Raw genomic sequence first — 18,235 nt, 5'->3', positions numbered from 1 at the left:
TACAATTATTTGATCTTCATACCAATTAGAAATAAGCAAACCAGAGACAACTTTGACTTTATATATAAGTTTCATTTATAGGTCAGTTCTGTTCTAACAATAAGTGGATAATTATGAAAAAATCTCTCTTACTCGCTATGTTGCCTTTGAGCGCATTCGCTCAAACTGGTGAAGTTCAGTCTGAACCTCAACCACTGACGGCTGCTCAGGTGCAAATGGTGCAAACCGCCAACACCTACACTTATGTACGCTGTTGGTATCGTCCTTCTCAATCTCACGACGATCCTGCGACCGAATGGGAATGGGCACTGGATGCCAACGGAGACTACTACAAACTGAATGGTTACTGGTGGTCTTCGTGGTCATTTAAGAACATGTTCTACACCAGCACACCACAGTCTGAGATCCAGCAACGTTGTGAAGATACACTCAACGTCACGCATGACACCGCAGACATCCTGTTCTTTGCTGCCGATAATCGCCTTTCGTACAACCACACTATCTGGAGTAATGACCAGGGTTCAGCTAATGCAATCAACAAAGTCGTTGCTTTTGGCGACAGCTTGTCAGACACCGGAAACCTGTTTAACGCATCACAGTGGGTATTCCCGAACCGTAACTCCTGGTTCCTCGGCCATTTCTCGAACGGTCTGGTCTGGACAGAGTACTTGTCTAACAGCCTTAACCTGCCCCTTTACAACTGGGCAGTCGGCGGCGCGGCAGGTTCAAACCAGTATGTTGCTCTGACAGGGGTAACTGAACAGGTCACGTCTTATCTTGAGTACATGCAACTGGCACAGAACTACAACCCGGCCAACACCCTGTTTACGCTGGAGTTTGGTCTGAATGATTTCATGAACTACAACCGCAGCGTGCCAGACGTAAAAGCGGACTACAGCAATGCCATGCAGCGCCTGGTTGCCTCTGGTGCGAAAAACGTGTTGTTAATGACACTGCCAGACGCGACGCGTGCGCCTCAGTTTAAGTACTCCAGTCAGGAAGAAATCGAGAAAGTGCGGGCGAAGATCCTCGAGTTCAATGAGTTCATAAAAGAAGAAGCTCAGCGTTATCAGGATCAAGGCATCAATCTGGTCTTGTTTGATACTCACAGCCTGTTCCAGCAAATCACCACTAAACCAGAAGAACACGGCTTTGCTAATGCGAAAGATGCCTGCCTGGACATCAACCGCAGTTCAGCCCAAGACTATCTGTACAGCCACAGTTTTACGGATGAATGTGCCTACCACGGCTCAGACAAATACGTGTTCTGGGGCGTAACGCACCCGACAACCGCAACGCATAACTACATCGCCACTCAGATGTACCCACCGGTGATCGCCACCTTTAATATCCAGCCATAATCGGTTCGGTTCAGAGGCAGAGCGTTGGCTCTGCCTCTGTGTCAATATCGCCCCGAAATTTTGCATTCAAGTCAGTTTGCAGTTAGCTTTAAAGGAACAACGACGTACAAAATAATATCGGCGGGCCGCCCATGAAGAATGCGTTCAAAGATCCACGAGCAGTGTTCACCGGTATCTTTGATTCCGAAAATCAACCCCACGTACTCAAACTCATTTCTGCCCTCACCGCGGTTATCTTTGTTGTTCTGGCGATCAAAAACTATCTGATCGGCCAAAGTGTTATTGCCACCACGCTGTTACTTTTCGAATGTGCCCTTCTGGCCGAAGTCTATTTTACGCTTAATGGCAAAGCGCACCCGTGGCGCTATATGGTTCCACTCGCGCTGATCGTCTTTAACATTGTTCTTGCGGTGGTGATATTCGGCACACTCGCAACTTACTGGGCATTTCCCGTCGTCACCACCATCGCGTTTCTTATCGCCTCACCCGTGTCCATTATTGCAAACGTCACGATATTGCTCGGTTGTTCACTGGCAGCGTACGCACATCAGGAACTCTCAGAAACGCTTCGCTTTACCGTGGCGCTGCTGGTCTGCGGTTCCATCAGCCAGATTGTCGTTGAAGCCGTCCGCGCCCTGCAGAGCAAGCTGCGCTATTTGTCGACTCACGACCCGGTCACCGGCACGCTCAACCGCCGGCAACTCGACAACTTCCTCACCATGGCACTGGAAGAGAAAAACCAGGCGGTTCCATCAACGATTGCCATCCTCGACATCGACAACTTCAAACAGATTAATGACAACTTCGGTCACGATGTCGGCGATCAGGTGATTCAGCGGATCACCCAATTGATGAAAAACGAATTCAGCAACGACAGCGTCAAGCTGTTTCGGGTCGGAGGAGATGAGTTCATGTTATTGATGTGCGGCTATCCGCTGGAAGTCGCCCATCGCCATTTGCGCTCGCTTTGCGCGCAAATCCGTCAGCACACCTACCCCTGTAATGTGGTTGTGACCGTCAGTGTCGGGGTTGCTGAGTGTCAGTCTGAGGAAAACGGGAAACTCTGGATGAAACGCGCCGACATGGCACTGTATACCTCAAAGCGCTCTGGACGCGATGCCATTACGGTCGATGGCATTCATCAAGTAGTGGCGCTGAGCTACTCCGGCTCGGATAATCTCCAGTAGCCACACAGAGGCCGTGAAAGGCTCGCCGAACTGAGGTATAGTGCGCGGCAAAGTCCGAATCCACGAAACTGCTATGAAATCACCTTGTATCGCTGCTTGTAAAAATCAGGGGGGCATCTGCCTTGGCTGCAACCGAACCATGGAAGAAATCATTCAGTGGCGCCACCTCTCCGACGATCAACGCGAGACCATCATCGATTCGCTGCAAGGAAAAATCACCACCCATCAGTGCCCTTCCTGTGGGCAAAATGCTCAGTGTGATATCGCCGCTGGTAAAAATCACTGCTGGTGTTTCGAACTAGAACAGCGTGATACTTCATCTATGGAAAATAACGATCAATGCTTGTGCCGCAAGTGTCTGACATCACTGCCGATTGAATAACTAAATTCCATCCATACAAACAAATAATGCATTAATTTATCTAATCCTAAAGATAGATTTTTATCTTGCGTCAGATCACATTTTTTGATTGCTTAACCGCCTGAGCGGCACTAATATCCTGCGTCAGAAAGACCCGTATTTTTTCTTATTATTAGCCGAGCTGTTTCAGGTCGGCTAAGGCTTCGTTTGTTCTGATTTTTAGTGGAGATAAAAGATGTCTGCTTCATTTCCTTTGGTGAAATTGACGTTTCTTATCGCGATTCTGACCGCAGTCGGTCAGATGACTCAGACCATGTACGTTCCGTCTATCGGTCACATGGCTGGCGAGTTTTTGGTGTCCCCTGCTTCTTTGCAGGCAGTCATGGCGTGCTATTTGATCCCATACGGTTTGTCACAATTCGTCTATGGGACATTGTCAGACAGATTGGGCCGCAAGCCTATTATCGTCGTGGGTTTGCTGATTTATATTGTCGGTACCATCGTCGCATTGTTTGCGCACCAGTATGAATGGTTCCTGGCGGGTAGCTTTATTCAAGGCTTGGGCATTGGTTGTGGTGGTGCGATGTCTCGTACGCTGACGCGCGACTGCTTCAGTGGTGCAGAGCTTCACCGTGCCAACAGTCTGATCAGCATGTGTGTGATTTTCTCACCCTTAATCGCACCGGTTTTGGGTGGCTACCTGACCGAAGCCTTCGGCTGGCGCTCCAGCTATATGTTCCTGGCCTTGTTTGGTATCGCCGTGGTGATCACCATGATGACCAGCATGATGGAGACCTTGCCAAAAGAGCGTCGTAAACACGAGTCGGTCACTCACAGCTATAAATATGTGTTATCCGACAAACGTTTTCAGGGGTACCTGATCTGCCTGGTGGCAACTTTTGCCGGAGTGGCGGTTTTTGAAGCCGCAGCGGGTGTGTTGCTGGGCGGTGTGTTGCAACTGCCAGCCACCACAGTCAGCCTGTTGTTCGTCTTACCGATTCCTGGCTACCTGGTGGGTGCAGCCCTTTCCAGTGTGATCGCTCAACGCCGCTCTGAAAAGTTGGCCTTGAATGTGGGAATTGTTGCGATTGTACTGGGTTCCGTCATCGTCATGGTGCCAGGGCTATTTGGTGAAACTACAGCTCTGACCTTAGTCGGTGGTGCGACAGTCTATTTTCTGGGCGCGGGTATACTTTTCCCTGCAGCCACCACAGGTGCACTGGCACCACTGCCGTACCACGCTGGCACCGGTGGCGCGATTCTGGGCGGCATGCAAAACCTGGGCGCGGGTATCGCCACGCTGATTGCGTCTGCCGTTCCCGCCCACAGTCAGTTGCCCCTTGGCGTACTGATGTTGGTGATGTCGGTATTCGCCATGCTTGGTCTGCATCGTGTGTTCAACAAACACGACCCATCAAACGAAATGCCATTGGCTGTATAAAAAAACAAAGGGAGGTGCTAACCTCCCTTTTTTGTTGTCGATGCTTGGTCAGGCTCGGTTGCGTAGCGCCGGTGTTTCGAACTGAACACCACTCCAGCCATGCTTCATAAAATTGCGAATATTCTGGTGGTCGTCTCCGACCGGATTACTCAACACATCCTGACGGTAATAACGACCAAAGCAGGCCAGTGTTTCATCCTGAGCCAATTCGTTCAGCAATGCGAACGCGAACACTTTGCAGGAGCCATTATTCTGGTTTTCATCGTTTCGGGTATCACCATTGATAAACGCAGTTGGCGTAAACTCGTAATGCGCATCAATAACAGCCATAGTTTGTTCAAATTCAACGTTTTCAGGGTCCTGTTTGATCAGTTGAACAAATGCATTCAAATCCATATGTCGCTCTTTTCACTTGTTGATTGGGTGGACTAAGACAATAGCTCATATTTTCCGTCGAGGATAGGCTCGCCTATTTCGATTAGGATCCTATATTTATAGAAGCAGAATAAAGGTAGGTCGCTCTTTATGATTGACACACAGCAGTGTTTAACCCATCCGCAGCTGCACGCTGACAACATCTCTGACTGGCAACACATCGTCGACCTGGTCGCACGGCTAAGCCACACTTCCAATGCCGCGATTATCCGTTCTGATCACAACGGACATAACGTTATGCTGGCCGCTTCTCATTCAGAATACTTTATTCCACAGCAAGCCGTTGTTGGCAGTGCCATGCATGATCTTGTCCATCGTACGCTGGATGTCGACGCGCCACTTTGCGCTGAAACAGCAGAGCTGCCTTTTAAGTGGTTTATCGCTCAGTCGATTACCTTTTCCGGTGGAAAATCTTTTGGCATTTTGTGCGTGGCTTTGCAAGAAGCACCGGCGTCTGAAGCTGAAACCACCGCGTTAGTCGCGCAGTTTGCCCGCTCGCTCGGAAAAGACCTGACGATTACCGACCAGATCCAAGGCTCACTCGCTCTGAATGTGAAAGACACACAGACAGATGTGCTCAACCGGGGTGGATTTACGTTGCTGGCCGAGCAAAAAATTAAAGACGCACCACGCACTCAACTTTCCATCGGCGTTTTATCAATCGACATTAGCCGTATTGACGAAGTGATCAGCGCGTATGGCGCAGACAAAGCCCAGCAATGCGTCGAAACACTGGCCGAAGTCATGCACAAAGTGTGTCGAGAAGCCGATATCATCGGGCGTTTGCATGATCACTCGTTCGCTATTGTATCGTTGCTCAACACCCGCCGTGAACTGAACCAACTGGCGCAGCGCGTCCATAAAGATTATCTGGACATGGTCACCGGCACCGAAGACATCAGCCTGAGCGATCTGACCATTGGCATGCACATCACCGACTGCTTTAGCAAGCCCACACTGGATGAACTGCTTGAAACTGCTCGAAACGACTCCGCCTAATCCACGTTTCTGCGGGTGATCCTGATTAAAGTTTCTACTCTACTATGTTGCATAAATGTAAAGCTCATTTAGAGTAGAGATTTACCTGTCGATAACACGGACTGAGTTATGGAATTATTACAAGATTACCCGATCATCACTGAAATCCCGGTCGCCTGGGGCGAAATGGATGCGCTCAATCACGTCAACAACGTCGTCTATTTCCGCTATTTTGAAACCGCGCGCCTTGATTACTTTGCCGGACTGGAACTGATGGAAGAGATGGCCACCACAGGGATTGGCCCGGTGTTGAGTGAAACCCAATGCCGTTACAAACTGCCAGTCACCTACCCCGACACTTTGCTGGTTGGCTCTCGGGTGACCGCTATTGAGGAAGATCGTTTCACGATGGAATACCAAATCGTCAGCAAAAAACTGGGGAAAGTCACCACCGTCGGTGAAGCGACCGTTGTGATGTTTGATTTTAAAAAGCAGCAAAAAGCCAGAGTGCCTGAACGCCTGCGTAACGCCATATCCGCAACCGAGTCCAATACCTGATTTCATGTTATTCAGCCGGCCTTGCTGCCGGCTTTCGGCTCTTTGTGAAACAAAGGCTTAATACAACCTGCACGTAACTGTCATCTTTCAAGACTATGGTTTTTAACCAATTTGTCATGGAGGATATATGCGTTCCGTTTTTAAACCATCTCTGCTAGCAGCACTGTGTGCCAGCACGCTTCTCGGCTGTACGACAGCCCCTGTTGACCCTGTCAGCCAGCTCAACATCCAGTGTCAAGCGCCCCAGCAACCCCGCCAGCAACTAAGCGGTATTACAGGACTTCGCTTACTGGGCACCTCGGTGGCCAACAGCAAATTTGCCACCTCCGCAGCAGAAATTGTCAGTTACGACACGTGTAGCGATAAATTATACGTCGTGAACGCACAGGCAAAACGGGTGGATGTACTGAACCTGGACGCCACTGGCCGCCCTGACAAAGAGGGTGACATCGACTTGCAATCAGCAGCGCGTCATTCCGGCACCCGCATCGGCGCCGCAAACAGTGTCGCGACGCATCACGGGCTCATCGCCGTCGCAATTGAAAACGGCGACAAGCAAGCCAACGGCATTATAGCTCTGTATCGCTCTGACGACCGTTCACTCATCACCACGTATCCAGCAGGTGCCCTGCCAGATATGGTCGCCTTTTCCAAAGATGGTCGTTACATTGCGGCCGCCAATGAGGGTGAGCCCAACAGTGACTACACGAGAGATCCAGAAGGCAGCGTTACGCTGATCGATTTATACGATGGTCCGCTGGATGCCAAAGTCACCCAAATTGACTTTCGTGACTTCAATACAGACGAACAACGCGCGGCAGAGCTGAGCGACTCGGTTCGTATTTCCGCCCCCGGAGCCAGTGTGGCCCAAGATCTCGAGCCGGAATACCTAAGCTTTGATCAGGCCGGAAAATTGTTTGTTGCGCTGCAGGAAAACAACGCAATGGCTAAAATCGACGTCGGCTCAGCTCGCGTTGACGCTATTTACGGGCTCGGTGGTAAGTCTTGGGAGACAGCCACTCTCGATGCCTCAAATAAAGACAAAAAGACTGGCAACCTGCACAGCTATCCTCAACTGGTGGGGCTTTATATGCCTGACTCTATCGCCACTTACCGTGTCAATGGAATAAGTTACATCGTCACGGCAAACGAAGGTGACGGCCGTGAGTATGGTGTAAATACCACTCAACAGCAGTGTGAAGCACAAGGTTTTGAATGGGACGGTGATGACTTAACCGGCACTTCAGCATACCGTACAGAAAAAGACTTTTGTATTGCCTACAGTGACGAAGTCCGCGGTAAGAAGCTGAAAGTCGATGACGCTCATCCATTGAAGGCGGCGCTACAAGACAATCAACACCTGGCTCGCCTCAAAGTCATCAAACCCGCAACCCAACTTGGCGCGGAAGATGTCGTGCAAGCTTTTGGTGCCCGCTCTTTTTCAATCTGGCGTGAAGACGGAACGCGCATGTTCGACAGCGGCGACCAATTTGCCCGCATCGTATTGGAGCAAGATCGTGCCCACTTCAACAGCACTAATGACAACAACATCAGCGCAGATGATCGCAGTGATGATAAAGGATCTGAACCAGAAGCGATTGAAGTCGCCACGATTGATAACCGACACTATGCGTTTATTGGCCTAGAGCGTCAGGGGGGCATTATGGTGTATGAGATAACCAACCCAACGCGCGCGCGGTTCATCAGCTATACCAACCCTCGTCATTTTGCCGAAAAGGTCTGTATGACGGTCAAAGACGGAGATTGCGCAGATGATATCTACAACCCGGCGGCTGGCGATTTAGGCCCGGAGTCGATCAAACACTTCGTTCGTCATGGATTGCACTTCCTTGCGGTTGGCAATGAGGTCAGCGGGACAACCTCTGTCTATCAAATCAGGTTCTGATCACCACGAGCGGCCGGGCAACCGGCCGTTGTTGGTCTGGCGAAAACTCCTCGGCGTCAAACCATGCCAACGTTTGAACCCCGTACTGAAATTCGCCGCATTCGGATAACCGACCATTTCACCAATATGCTGAATGGGCCACTCGGTGGTAGTCAGCAAACGTGCTGCGTACTCCATTCGCATTTTGGTCAAATGGCTTTTAGGGCCATGACCAAAGTGCGTTAGACACAGCCGATGAAAGTGCGGTGCTGAACAGGGGTAGCGTTGAGCGAGCTGTTCAATACTCCAGTCTTTGTGCAACTGACGCTGCGCAGTATCAAATACCCGACGTAATCGTTGCACCACACGCGGCACGTCACTTTCCCCGGCCGCATGCATCAGCAGTTTGAGCTGCCCCACCGCATGGCGGGCCACAGCTTCCCTGAGCGATGAGGGCAGATTCGCCGCGCGAACTAAACTCAATACCGCAGCATAGGTCGGCTCCGCAGTGGGGGTTAATCGATACACCACTTCATTCCCCAATGTCGGCCCGGTTGTAACGCCAGGCTCTAAGAACAACCACGCCAACTGCCACTCTTCCTGCTCGATACCAAAGCCATTTTCTGTCTTGGCTGGGACATAAATCAAAGAGCCAGGTTCCAGTACGTAGCGTGATGCGCCAGACTGCAGCCAGCCCTTACCTTTTACAGTGTAAAGTAGCATGTGTTTTTGCTGGTGTTTTCGATACACCGAGAACATATCTCGCGCCGTCGCCAGACCGCATTGTGCGATGCCAAGCTCAGCCAGCGCCAGTATCTGAGCATGGTCAATAAACTCATGATGAGTCTGCTCTGAGATCTGAAACCGCTCTTGTTTCTCTGCAATCATGATAGTTTGACAAAAGTTTTTGATGGAAAGAGAGAATACTTTATCCCCCACATGAGATTAAACTCATTGCATAATTTTATTGGGAAGTTTGCGATGCTCTCGTCAGTTCATCATCTCGACAAACCGTTTTGGCAAAAACTGTTGAAAATTGGTCTGCCTGTTTCTCTGCAATCGATGCTGTTTTCACTTTTGGGTGTGGTTGACATCTTTATGGTCAGCCAACTTGGCGAACATGCGACCGCAGCAGTGGGCGTCGGAAACCGGATCTTTTTCTTCAACATCATTGTGATTTTCGGTGTCAGCGGCGCAGTCAGCGTACTGGCTTCGCAATATTTTGGCGCTGGTAACTTTGCAGGCATTCGTCGCACGCTGGCACAATCTTGGGTACTTGCGATTGTCATTACTATACCGTTCGCGCTTTGGTATACGTTTAAACCGGATTATGTCGTTTCGCTGATTTCTAACGATACTCAATATCTGCCTCTGGCCAGCGATTACCTGCTGCTCACAGGAATGAGTTTGTTGTGCTCTGCATTAGTCATTCCTTTGGAGTGCGCGCTGCGTTCGGTTGGCCAGGCCGCCTTACCGACGCGTATCAGTATTTTCGCGGTGCTTCTTAACGCCTTGCTAAACGCTCTGCTTATCTTTGGCCTGTTTGGTTTTCCGGAGCTTGGCGTCGCTGGCGCCGCACTGGGGTCAACCCTTTCGAGGATTGCACAAACCATCGCACTGTTTTATGTGGCGTATAAACGCTATCCGCACCTGTTCCCGGATAAAACAAGCTGGGCAGAATGCCATCTCAAACCACACCGCAAGCGTTACATCAAACTGGCAACACCGCTGATCATCCATGACACCGGCTGGGCAGCTGGCATTATGGTTTACAACGTGATTGTCGGGCAGCTCGGTGTCAGCGAACTGGCCATCATTTCATTACTGGCACCGATTGAAGGCGTATTGATTTCAGCTTTTCTCGGCTTTGCCGTAGCGGCATCGATTATTCTCGGCAATGAAATCGGCGCGCAAAACTATCGCCGTGTCGAGGACACAGCCTGGTGGTATGTGCTGATCAGTTGTACGCTGGCGTTATTGCTCGCCCTCGCCTGCCTGGCAGCCGAGCCCCTCATCGCTTATCTGCTCAGCAAAAGCTCAATCAGCCATGATGATCTGGCCGTCAAAGTCTGTTTGGTGATGGCTTTTGGTATGGTGCTGAAAGTGTTCAACATGGTCGGCATCGGCGGTGTGCTGAAAAGTGGCGGAGACCTCAATTACAGTATCTTTATCGATTTGTTCGGTCAGTGGGCTATCGGGATCCCGCTGGCGTATTATACCGGGCTGGTACTGGGTTGGCCGTTGCATTGGGTCATGATGGTGATTCTGCTGGAGGAAGTGGTCAAGATCGGCCTGACAACCCAACGCGTCCGATCGAAAAAATGGATCAACAATCTGGTTGAAGAGCCGGAAACAACGCCAGCTTAATAGGCGGCAATACCAGCGAAAATTGAATCAAGGCGCCGCTCGCGGACGCCTTCTTAATGCTTACACTCAGAGCTTCTCTTCAAACACACCCAGCTCACGCCCAAGCCACGCGGCGCCTTCGGTATGATCTTTCAGGTCATTGCCCGTTACCGGGTGCATCAGCACGGACAGATCGCCACGCTGGGCATCCAGCCAGTCAGCAAATCCGTTATTGATATCCGCCACATGAATCTCAAACATTGGCATTTTGTGCGGGCCAACCAAACGCTCAACCAACGGGTAGATACGTTCGATTTTGTCCGCCTGTGTCTGACGAATTTTTTGATGCAACTCCTCAGCGGCAGCCACATTATTTAACGCAAAATAGACATGGAAGTGATACATGTTCGTTCCTCTTTCTTCTATGAGGCTTAGTTTACCTGCCTTCTCGCAATTAAACAGTCACACAGCCCGGACAACTCGTTCAAATTTTTAGAACTCACGTCGTTTGCACACTATTCATGCAAATTTTTTGTGTGCCCTCATAGTTATGCCTTTAAACCAGATGCATAATAGGCGTACTTTTGAACAGGGTTGTCATCATAAGGAGATGATCATGAGTGATTCGCGCTCGCTGTCCTGGCAAACCGTTAGCCTTCACTGGCTGACAGCCATCGCTTTTCTGACCGTTTTTTCCATCGGCTTGTATATGTCTGAACTGCCCCGCGGGCCGGAAAAAGGAGAATGGGTCGCTCTGCACAAATCGCTGGGTGCCACCGTCTTGTTACTCGCGCTATTCAGACTGGGCTGGCGTATAAAAGAAGGCCGGATTAAACCGCTTTCAACTCTCCCGGCATGGCAAGAGAAACTGGCCCATTTGATCCACGTTGTTCTCATCTTAGTCACGCTGATGATGCCACTGTCCGGGATCATCATGAGTCGCGCCGGCGGACGCGCCATCGAAGTGTTCGGCTGGGAAGTTATCACCGCCGGAGAAAAGCTGCCCTGGTTGCAAGAAGCGGGCAGCGCGGTGCATCACGCCACAGTCAACATCATTGTCATTGCGCTGGTTTTGCACGTTGCCGGCGCACTCAAACATCATTACATCGATAAAGACGCCACCATGCGACGAATCGTCGGCAAGTGACCGGACTCATCTCGTTTTCTCATAAAAATAAAGCCCATCAGTGATGGGCTTTATTACGTTTAACTGAGCACGGTTCATCGACAACCAACGTTGCCTACCCCAATTGAGAATAGCGATTTTCGTCCTGATGCTGTTGGTTGTAGACAAAAAACTCGTCAATCCAGTGACAGATTAACGCCGAATCCTGTGTTTTATCGAGTTCCTCATAAGCACTGCGATAATGGCTGTCAGAAATGATCGACTTACGTTTTTCAACCAGTCTGGCCGTAAAATCGACACTGAATTCAGGATGGCCTTGCACTGTAAAGATATGATTGTCTTTGGCTAACATGAAATTCGGACAAAATTCATTGTGGGCAATCACCCGCATGCCAGACGGCAGGATGACCACCTGATCCTGATGACTGACTAAGAGCCGAACTGAGTCGATGGCAAGTTTCATCCAGCGCTTTTGTTCAATCACATTGACGGAGTAACTGCCAAGCCCCCAGCCTTTCTCCGATTTAACCACTTTTCCACCCAGCGCCCGGGCAATCAGTTGATGACCAAAACAGATGCCGACCAACGGTTTTCTGCGTGTTTCACAGCGGCGAATCCACTCAGCGAGATCGACGATCCAGGGATCGTCATCGTACGCGTTGTGCACACTGCCCGTCAGAATGAAGCCATCGCAATCGTCCAGCGATGGCAAATCCCCTTTGATGGCATCGTAATTTTCGAATGAGAGCGACTGGTTCACCACCGACATCGAACGCTCAATCATATCCGCATACTGACCGTATCCGTCCGATAACGGCGGGTCCACATACCCGCACGTCAGAATTCCTATCTTCATTGGTCACCTACTTCATGGTTGGCATCACGAACTCGCTTTCTCTCTGCCCTTTTGGCCAACGTGCCGTGACGGTTTTCATACGAGTATAGAAGCGGACGCCATCATTGCCATGCACATTAAGCGGGCCAAACACGGAGCGCTTCCAGCCACCAAAGCTGTGGAATGCCATTGGAACCGGGATGGGCACATTGACGCCGACCATGCCGATCTCGACTTTTTCCGTAAAGTCGCGAGCAGTATCACCGTCACGCGTAAAGATCGCCGTACCGTTGCCAAACTCATGTTCGTTAATAAGTTCAAGCGCATGCTGATAATCGCGTGCTCGCACCACAGAGAGTACCGGTCCAAAAATCTCTTCCTGATAAATCGTCATGTCCGGCGTGACGTGATCAAACAGCGTTCCGCCAACAAAATACCCCGGCGTCCCGGCGTTGATCTCACGCCCGTCTACAACCAGAGAGGCTCCCTGTTCAATCCCGGAGTCAATGTAGTCACGTACTTTGTTCATGTGTGGCTCACTGACCAGCGGCCCCATTTCGTTCTCCGGTGTCACGCCAAGCCCAGGTCCGACACGCAGCGCCTGCACTTTTTCCTTCAGTGCCGCAACGAGTCTGTCGGCAGTGTCTTCACCGACCGCCACTGCGACCGAAATCGCCATGCAGCGCTCTCCGGCTGCGCCGTATGCCGCGCCCATAATCGCGTTGGTGGCGCCTTCTAAATCCGCGTCCGGCATCACCACCAGATGGTTTTTCGCTCCGCCCAGCGCCTGAACACGCTTACCATTCGCGCAGCCTTTGGTGTAAATCGCTTCGGCAATTGGTGTCGAACCGACAAAGCTCACCGCTGCCACATCCGGAGATTCAAGTAGCGCATCCACCACTTCTTTGTCGCCTTGCAAGACATTAAACACCCCGTCTGGCAACCCGGCTTGCTTGAGCAGATCCGCCAGCATCAGCGATGCACTCGGATCTTTTTCTGACGGTTTAAGAATAAAGCTGTTACCGCAAGCCAGCGAGATAGGAATCATCCACAGTGGCACCATCACCGGGAAGTTAAAAGGCGTAATGCCAACACACACGCCCACTGGCTGCATCATGGAGTAGCTGTCGATCTCACGTCCGACATTGAGCGAGTGCTCGCCTTTCAGCAGATGTGGAATACCACACGCAAACTCCACCACTTCCAGACCACGAGTCAGCTCACCCAAAGCATCACTGTGCACTTTGCCGTGCTCGGTCGAAATCAGAGTCGCTAGCTCATCCGCATGTTCTTCCAACAAAGCTTTGAAGCGGAACATCACGCGGGCGCGCTGCAAAGGCGGCGTGGCCTGCCAGCCAATTTGTGCCTGTTTGGCGACCGCCACCGCTTCCAGCGCTTCTTCGGTTGTCGAGAGCTGTACCTGGCCTCGCAGTTCGCCGTTAGCCGGGTTAAACAGATCCGCGGCCCGCGCACTGCGGCTATGAGTCAGTTGTCCGTTAATAAAATTAGATACCAGAATCGACATGACTTATTCCTTGTATTCGATATGTTGTAAAACGTCGGCGATAAGATTAAACAGCTCGTCAATGTGCTGCTTTTCAATAATCAGTGGCGGCGAAAGCGCAATAATGTCGCCAGTCACGCGGATCAGCGCCCCTTTTTCGAAGCAGCGTGTAAACACCTGAAACGCGCGAGAGCCCGGTTTACCCGGAATGCTGTCCAGCTCGATGCCGGCAATCAGACCGTAGTTGCGCAGATCTTTCACATGAGGCAACCCTTTCAGGCTGTGTACGGCCTGCTCCCAGTAGTCACTCAGATCGGAGGCTCGGGTGTAAAGGTTTTCATTGCGATAGATGTCGAGTGTCGCCAGACCTGCGGCAGCGGCCACCGGATGACCCGAGTAGGTGTAACCGTGGAAGAGTTCAATCGCCTGGCTTTGCGGAGCAACCATCGCATCGTAGATCTCCTCACTGACGAACACCGCCCCCATCGGAATCGCGCCGTTGGTCAACCCTTTCGCCGTGGTGATGATGTCTGGTTTCACGTCAAATTCCTGCGCAGCAAACGGGCTGCCAACGCGACCAAACCCGGTGATCACTTCATCAAAGATCAGCAAAATGCCGTGCTGAGTACAAATGTCACGCAGCTTCTTCAGGTAGCCTTTCGGCGGCATGATGACCCCGGTTGAACCGGCGATCGGTTCGACAATCACCGCAGCAATGTTACTGGCATCATGCAGGTTCACGATATTCTGCAGGCTTTCAGCCCAGCCCGGATCATACTCTGGCAAACCTTTAGTAAAGGCGCTGTGTTCAATACTCAGCGTATGCGGCAGGTGATCGACCCCAGTAAGCAACGAACCGAACGTTTTGCGGTTGTTGACGATACCACCAACGGAAATCCCCCCAAACCCAACACCGTGATAACCGCGCTCTCGGCCAATCAATCGAGTACGAGTTCCTTGCCCAATCGCACGCTGATACGCCAGTGCGATTTTCAGCGCGGTATCCACCGACTCTGACCCCGAGTTGGTAAAAAAGGCTTTATTCAGCCCGGCCGGCGCGATCTCCGCCAGTTGTTCAGCAAACAGGAACGGCAACGGGTGCCCCATCTGGAAAGTCGGCGCAAAGTCGAGCTGATGAATTTGGGCAGACACCGCTTCGCTGATCTCGCGACGACCATGACCTGCGTTACAACACCACAGGCCTGCCGTACCATCGAGGATCTGACGATTGTCGTCTGAGGTGTAATACATTCCCTGTGCGGAGACCAGCATACGAGGGGTCGATTTGAACTGAGCATTGGCCGTAAACGGCATCCAAAATGACTCAAGACTCGATGAAGTATGAGAACCAGGCATCTTGCCACTCCTTAATCAGCTTACTGTAATGTTTTATTTACTAAACACCCATCTACGACTAAACGGCAAATTGTAAACGTGATGTTGCAATATATTTAACAAAAATGACTATAGACGGAAAAAAATAGCTGTGCAATGATTAAATCATGAACACAAACTGGTTTTTTGAGCAAATTTGAACCACATTTGTGTTTAGTTTAATAATCACCATTCACTTCATGAGGATGACGTTAATGAATGCGGATATCGGAAGCCGGTTCAGAGCACTCAGAGAACAAGCTGGTTTATCACAACGTGAACTGGCCAAGCGTGCCGGGGTCACCAACGGCTTTATTTCTCAGATAGAGAACAATGCGGTGAGCCCATCGGTTGCGTCACTCAGTAAACTGCTCAGCAAGATACCGTCGTCCATGGCGGAGTTTTTCTCGGTTGACGACCACCAGCCGGAGCAGTTTTACGCGCGTAAAGAAGAGCAACCAGAGATTGGGCGAGGTGCAATCAGCTACCGTCAGGTGGGCCATTACCATCAGGATCGCCATATCGGTATGTTGCGAGAAACACTCAGCCCGGGCGCCGATACAGGTGAAGAAATGCTGTCGCACGAAGGCCAGGAGTGCGGCGTGATCGTAGAGGGCCAACTGGAGCTGACCGTCGGTGATGAAGTCACCTTGCTCAATGTCGGTGACAGCTACTATTTTGACAGTAACCGCCCTCACCGCTTTCGTAATATCGGTGAGGTGGATTGCGTTCTGATTAGCGCTAATTCACCGGCCAGCTTCTGATTTAAGGTGAAACACCGCTTCCACCCCAATTAATCCACAAAGGAAAGGAACAGGGACATAAAATGGACACTATGACATGGCATGACAAAGCGCAGACGCTGACCTTCTCTACACAGGCATTTATCAATGGCGCATTGAGCGACGCGGCGTCCGGGGACACCTTTACCATCATTAACCCCGCGACCGGGCGAGCGCTGGCTGAGGTCGCTCGCTGTCAGCAGACCGATGTTGATCGTGCAGTTCAAGCCGCGCGTGACGCATTCGAATCACGTGTTTGGGCCGGTCTTCCGCCCGCTGAGCGCAAAACCATCATGCTCAAATACGCGCAGTTGATTGACGCGCATCACGACAAGTTTGTGCTGCTTGAGTCCTTAGACATGGGAAAACCCGTCTCGGACGCTTCTGGTTACGATGCCCCCGCAACGGCCCGTTGTATTCAATGGAACGCAGAAGCGATCGACAAAATGTACGATGAAGTCGCGCCTGTTACCGATGACGCTTTGGCGCTGGTCACCCGCGAGCCGCTCGGTGTAGTGGCAGCCATTGTACCGTGGAATTTCCCGACCGTGATGGCTGCATGGAAAATTGGCCCAGCGCTGGCTACCGGTAACTCGGTGATCATTAAGCCATCTGAAAAATCACCGCTGACGGCCATTTTGCTTGCGGAGCTGGCCAGTCAGGCGGGTATTCCTGATGGAGTTTTGCAGGTGCTGCCTGGTTTTGGCCATGAAGCTGGTCAGGCGCTGGCGCTACATATGGAAGTGGATTGCATTACCTTTACCGGCTCGACCTCGGTGGGTAAAAAGCTACTCAGCTTCGCCGGAGAATCGAACCTGAAACGAGCCTTTATGGAGTGTGGCGGGAAAAGCCCGCACATTATCCACCATGATGTAAAAGATATGGACAAAGCCGCAGCCACCGCCGCCGCGGCTATCTGTTACAACCAGGGCGAAGTGTGCACCGCCGGTTCACGCCTGTTGGTGCATTCCTCGATTAAAGAGACGTTTATTGCCAAAGTGATCGATGCCATGCAGCAGTGGCAACCGGGCGATCCACTCAATGACAGCACTCGGGTCGGCGCGATTGTCGATCAGGCGCAATATGAGCGCGTATTAAGTTACATTGAAGCTGGCAAACAGGACGGTGCAACCCTCGCCTACGGCGGCGACGCCGTATTAACAGAAAGCGGCGGTTACTTTATCCGCCCGGCGCTGTTCACCAACGTGACACCGCAAATGCGGATCTTCCGCGAAGAGATCTTCGGCCCGGTTCTCAGTGTCACCACGTTTGATTCGATTGATGAAGCCATCCAGCTCGCCAACGATACGGAATATGGCCTCGCTGCCGGGATCTGGACATCCGACATTTCAACCGCAGTAAAATGTTCACGTGCCCTACGCGCAGGCACTGTATTTGTGAACAACTGGGACGGCGGCGACATGACCATGCCATTTGGCGGCTACAAACAAAGCGGCAATGGCCGCGATAAATCTCTTCACGCACTGGAAAAGTACACCGAGATCAAGTCCACCTGGATAGAACTCGACTAAGTCAACGCGTGTAAAGAAGCCCCTGTATGGTTGTGTGAGAACCATACAGGGGCGTTGCTGGCTCGTAAATGGACAGAACCTTGTTAGCGTTAAGGCTCTTGAAGTGAAAGTTTTCATTAGAAAAAATATGGTAATTAGACAAGCTGTATCGTCTGTATTAGGTCTTGCCCCAAGTACAATTTTCCTCGCCTCGCATCAGAAATACCAATGAAATGCGTAGTGTTCCACCTCCAAGCGGCTTTGTTGCGTAATTCGGTCAGAGAACCCAACTGCTTGAAATTGAAAAATTCTTATACAGCATACTGAGTTTTAGGCATACCAAGCCCTGTAAGTTTGTTCAGCGCTTTAATCATGGCGTAAGTCTCACCAACCTGAGCATTGTAGTTTCTCAGGCTTAACCACCCACCTAACAACTGCTTCACTCGATACATTGCAGTCTCTGATAGTGAGCGTTTATGATAGCCGTACCGCTTTTTCCACTTATTGTTGGAGCCGTAGAGCTTCTGGCAACCTACCGCTAAATTCCTAGG

At 51.1% G+C, this 18,235-nt stretch carries 17 protein-coding genes and 1 pseudogene; 11 read left to right on the top strand and 7 right to left on the bottom strand.

From position 1 onward, the window contains the following. The first annotated feature begins 113 nt into the window (after window positions 1-113). The 4 genes from CAG65_RS13655 (at window position 114) to emrD (ending at window position 4,350) form a co-directional block, all read left to right on the top strand. Window positions 114-1,361, top strand: coding sequence for an SGNH/GDSL hydrolase family protein (locus CAG65_RS13655; protein WP_161453997.1), 1,248 nt, complete (start codon window positions 114-116; stop codon window positions 1,359-1,361). Between the two features lie 131 nt (window positions 1,362-1,492). Next, complete coding sequence (locus tag CAG65_RS13650; RefSeq protein WP_021704720.1) at window positions 1,493-2,548, top strand: GGDEF domain-containing protein; 1,056 nt, start codon at window positions 1,493-1,495, stop codon at window positions 2,546-2,548. Window positions 2,549-2,621: 73 nt separating this feature from the next. Beyond that, window positions 2,622-2,930 (top strand): cysteine-rich CWC family protein, encoded by a 309-nt coding sequence (locus tag CAG65_RS13645; protein WP_161453996.1) that lies wholly within the window; start codon window positions 2,622-2,624, stop codon window positions 2,928-2,930. A gap of 214 nt (window positions 2,931-3,144) precedes the next feature. Continuing rightward, entirely contained in the window at window positions 3,145-4,350 is a 1,206-nt protein-coding gene (gene emrD / locus CAG65_RS13640; protein WP_021704722.1) for a multidrug efflux MFS transporter EmrD, read from the top strand. A gap of 48 nt (window positions 4,351-4,398) precedes the next feature. Here the strand turns inward: emrD and CAG65_RS13635 are convergent, their stop codons facing one another. Beyond that, entirely contained in the window at window positions 4,399-4,746 is a 348-nt protein-coding gene (locus tag CAG65_RS13635; RefSeq protein ID WP_161453995.1) for a HopJ type III effector protein, read from the bottom strand. A 129-nt stretch (window positions 4,747-4,875) separates the two neighbouring features. On the opposite strand from CAG65_RS13635, the gene CAG65_RS13630 reads away from it, so the two are divergent. From CAG65_RS13630 to CAG65_RS13620, 3 genes are all read left to right on the top strand, one after another. Continuing rightward, a complete protein-coding gene (locus tag CAG65_RS13630) occupies window positions 4,876-5,784 on the top strand; it encodes a diguanylate cyclase domain-containing protein (protein ID WP_161453994.1) in 909 nt (302 codons plus the stop codon). A 108-nt stretch (window positions 5,785-5,892) separates the two neighbouring features. Then, window positions 5,893-6,321 carry an acyl-CoA thioesterase gene (locus tag CAG65_RS13625; RefSeq protein WP_021704725.1) on the top strand — a complete coding sequence of 143 codons (429 nt, stop codon included), beginning with the start codon at window positions 5,893-5,895 and terminating at the stop codon, window positions 6,319-6,321. 127 nt (window positions 6,322-6,448) lie between these two features. Continuing rightward, on the top strand, window positions 6,449-8,227 hold the full coding sequence (locus tag CAG65_RS13620) for a choice-of-anchor I family protein (protein ID WP_161453993.1): 1,779 nt from the start codon (window positions 6,449-6,451) through the stop codon (window positions 8,225-8,227). On the opposite strand, the gene CAG65_RS13615 is transcribed toward CAG65_RS13620, so the two are convergent. After that, on the bottom strand, window positions 8,228-9,091 hold the full coding sequence (locus CAG65_RS13615) for a helix-turn-helix domain-containing protein (protein ID WP_161453999.1): 864 nt from the start codon (window positions 9,089-9,091) through the stop codon (window positions 8,228-8,230). Between the two features lie 96 nt (window positions 9,092-9,187). Here CAG65_RS13615 and CAG65_RS13610 point away from each other — a divergent pair, with 96 nt between their 5' ends. Continuing rightward, window positions 9,188-10,573 (top strand): MATE family efflux transporter, encoded by a 1,386-nt coding sequence (locus CAG65_RS13610; RefSeq protein ID WP_161453992.1) that lies wholly within the window; start codon window positions 9,188-9,190, stop codon window positions 10,571-10,573. A gap of 66 nt (window positions 10,574-10,639) precedes the next feature. On the opposite strand, the gene CAG65_RS13605 is transcribed toward CAG65_RS13610, so the two are convergent. Then, entirely contained in the window at window positions 10,640-10,957 is a 318-nt protein-coding gene (locus tag CAG65_RS13605) for a DOPA 4,5-dioxygenase family protein (protein ID WP_161453991.1), read from the bottom strand. Window positions 10,958-11,168: 211 nt separating this feature from the next. On the opposite strand from CAG65_RS13605, the gene CAG65_RS13600 reads away from it, so the two are divergent. Beyond that, window positions 11,169-11,699: a cytochrome b gene (locus CAG65_RS13600; RefSeq protein WP_161453990.1), complete on the top strand. Its 531-nt coding sequence runs from the start codon at window positions 11,169-11,171 to the stop codon at window positions 11,697-11,699. 94 nt (window positions 11,700-11,793) lie between these two features. Here the strand turns inward: CAG65_RS13600 and CAG65_RS13595 are convergent, their stop codons facing one another. From CAG65_RS13595 to CAG65_RS13585, 3 genes are read right to left on the bottom strand one after another with little or no spacing between them, the layout of a single operon-like run. Then, the gene (locus CAG65_RS13595; protein ID WP_161453989.1) at window positions 11,794-12,534 is read right to left on the bottom strand and encodes a glutamine amidotransferase-related protein; all 741 of its coding nucleotides are present in this window, start codon (window positions 12,532-12,534) and stop codon (window positions 11,794-11,796) included. Window positions 12,535-12,541: 7 nt separating this feature from the next. Beyond that, window positions 12,542-14,038: a CoA-acylating methylmalonate-semialdehyde dehydrogenase gene (locus CAG65_RS13590; RefSeq protein ID WP_161453988.1), complete on the bottom strand. Its 1,497-nt coding sequence runs from the start codon at window positions 14,036-14,038 to the stop codon at window positions 12,542-12,544. 3 nt (window positions 14,039-14,041) lie between these two features. Then, complete coding sequence (locus CAG65_RS13585) at window positions 14,042-15,373, bottom strand: aspartate aminotransferase family protein (RefSeq protein WP_161453987.1); 1,332 nt, start codon at window positions 15,371-15,373, stop codon at window positions 14,042-14,044. A gap of 233 nt (window positions 15,374-15,606) precedes the next feature. Here CAG65_RS13585 and CAG65_RS13580 point away from each other — a divergent pair, with 233 nt between their 5' ends. Then, a complete protein-coding gene (locus CAG65_RS13580) occupies window positions 15,607-16,155 on the top strand; it encodes a cupin domain-containing protein (RefSeq protein ID WP_161453986.1) in 549 nt (182 codons plus the stop codon). A gap of 62 nt (window positions 16,156-16,217) precedes the next feature. Continuing rightward, window positions 16,218-17,705: an aldehyde dehydrogenase gene (locus tag CAG65_RS13575; protein WP_161453985.1), complete on the top strand. Its 1,488-nt coding sequence runs from the start codon at window positions 16,218-16,220 to the stop codon at window positions 17,703-17,705. Window positions 17,706-17,995: 290 nt separating this feature from the next. Here CAG65_RS13575 and CAG65_RS13570 read toward each other — a convergent pair. Next, window positions 17,996-18,235 (bottom strand): annotated as a pseudogene (locus tag CAG65_RS13570) (IS5/IS1182 family transposase); the annotation flags it as partial.

The organism is Vibrio sp. V39_P1S14PM300, from assembly GCF_009904765.1.
Classification (GTDB): Bacteria; Pseudomonadota; Gammaproteobacteria; order Enterobacterales; family Vibrionaceae; genus Vibrio; species Vibrio proteolyticus.
The sequence above is the reverse complement of the archived record's forward strand: the minus strand, read 5'-3'. Positions and strand labels throughout refer to the sequence as shown.

What these genes read in the sequence shown, in the direction of transcription:
- CAG65_RS13655 (WP_161453997.1), top strand. Translation starts at nt 114, where the DNA reads ATGAAAAAATCTCTCTTACTCGCTATGTTGCCTTTGAGCGCATTCGCT.
- CAG65_RS13650 (WP_021704720.1), top strand. Translation starts at nt 1,493, where the DNA reads ATGAAGAATGCGTTCAAAGATCCACGAGCAGTGTTCACCGGTATCTTT.
- CAG65_RS13645 (WP_161453996.1), top strand. Translation starts at nt 2,622, where the DNA reads ATGAAATCACCTTGTATCGCTGCTTGTAAAAATCAGGGGGGCATCTGC.
- emrD (WP_021704722.1), top strand. Translation starts at nt 3,145, where the DNA reads ATGTCTGCTTCATTTCCTTTGGTGAAATTGACGTTTCTTATCGCGATT.
- CAG65_RS13635 (WP_161453995.1), bottom strand. Translation starts at nt 4,746, where the DNA reads ATGGATTTGAATGCATTTGTTCAACTGATCAAACAGGACCCTGAAAAC.
- CAG65_RS13630 (WP_161453994.1), top strand. Translation starts at nt 4,876, where the DNA reads ATGATTGACACACAGCAGTGTTTAACCCATCCGCAGCTGCACGCTGAC.
- CAG65_RS13625 (WP_021704725.1), top strand. Translation starts at nt 5,893, where the DNA reads ATGGAATTATTACAAGATTACCCGATCATCACTGAAATCCCGGTCGCC.
- CAG65_RS13620 (WP_161453993.1), top strand. Translation starts at nt 6,449, where the DNA reads ATGCGTTCCGTTTTTAAACCATCTCTGCTAGCAGCACTGTGTGCCAGC.
- CAG65_RS13610 (WP_161453992.1), top strand. Translation starts at nt 9,188, where the DNA reads ATGCTCTCGTCAGTTCATCATCTCGACAAACCGTTTTGGCAAAAACTG.
- CAG65_RS13605 (WP_161453991.1), bottom strand. Translation starts at nt 10,957, where the DNA reads ATGTATCACTTCCATGTCTATTTTGCGTTAAATAATGTGGCTGCCGCT.
- CAG65_RS13600 (WP_161453990.1), top strand. Translation starts at nt 11,169, where the DNA reads ATGAGTGATTCGCGCTCGCTGTCCTGGCAAACCGTTAGCCTTCACTGG.
- CAG65_RS13595 (WP_161453989.1), bottom strand. Translation starts at nt 12,534, where the DNA reads ATGAAGATAGGAATTCTGACGTGCGGGTATGTGGACCCGCCGTTATCG.
- CAG65_RS13590 (WP_161453988.1), bottom strand. Translation starts at nt 14,038, where the DNA reads ATGTCGATTCTGGTATCTAATTTTATTAACGGACAACTGACTCATAGC.
- CAG65_RS13585 (WP_161453987.1), bottom strand. Translation starts at nt 15,373, where the DNA reads ATGCCTGGTTCTCATACTTCATCGAGTCTTGAGTCATTTTGGATGCCG.
- CAG65_RS13580 (WP_161453986.1), top strand. Translation starts at nt 15,607, where the DNA reads ATGAATGCGGATATCGGAAGCCGGTTCAGAGCACTCAGAGAACAAGCT.
- CAG65_RS13575 (WP_161453985.1), top strand. Translation starts at nt 16,218, where the DNA reads ATGGACACTATGACATGGCATGACAAAGCGCAGACGCTGACCTTCTCT.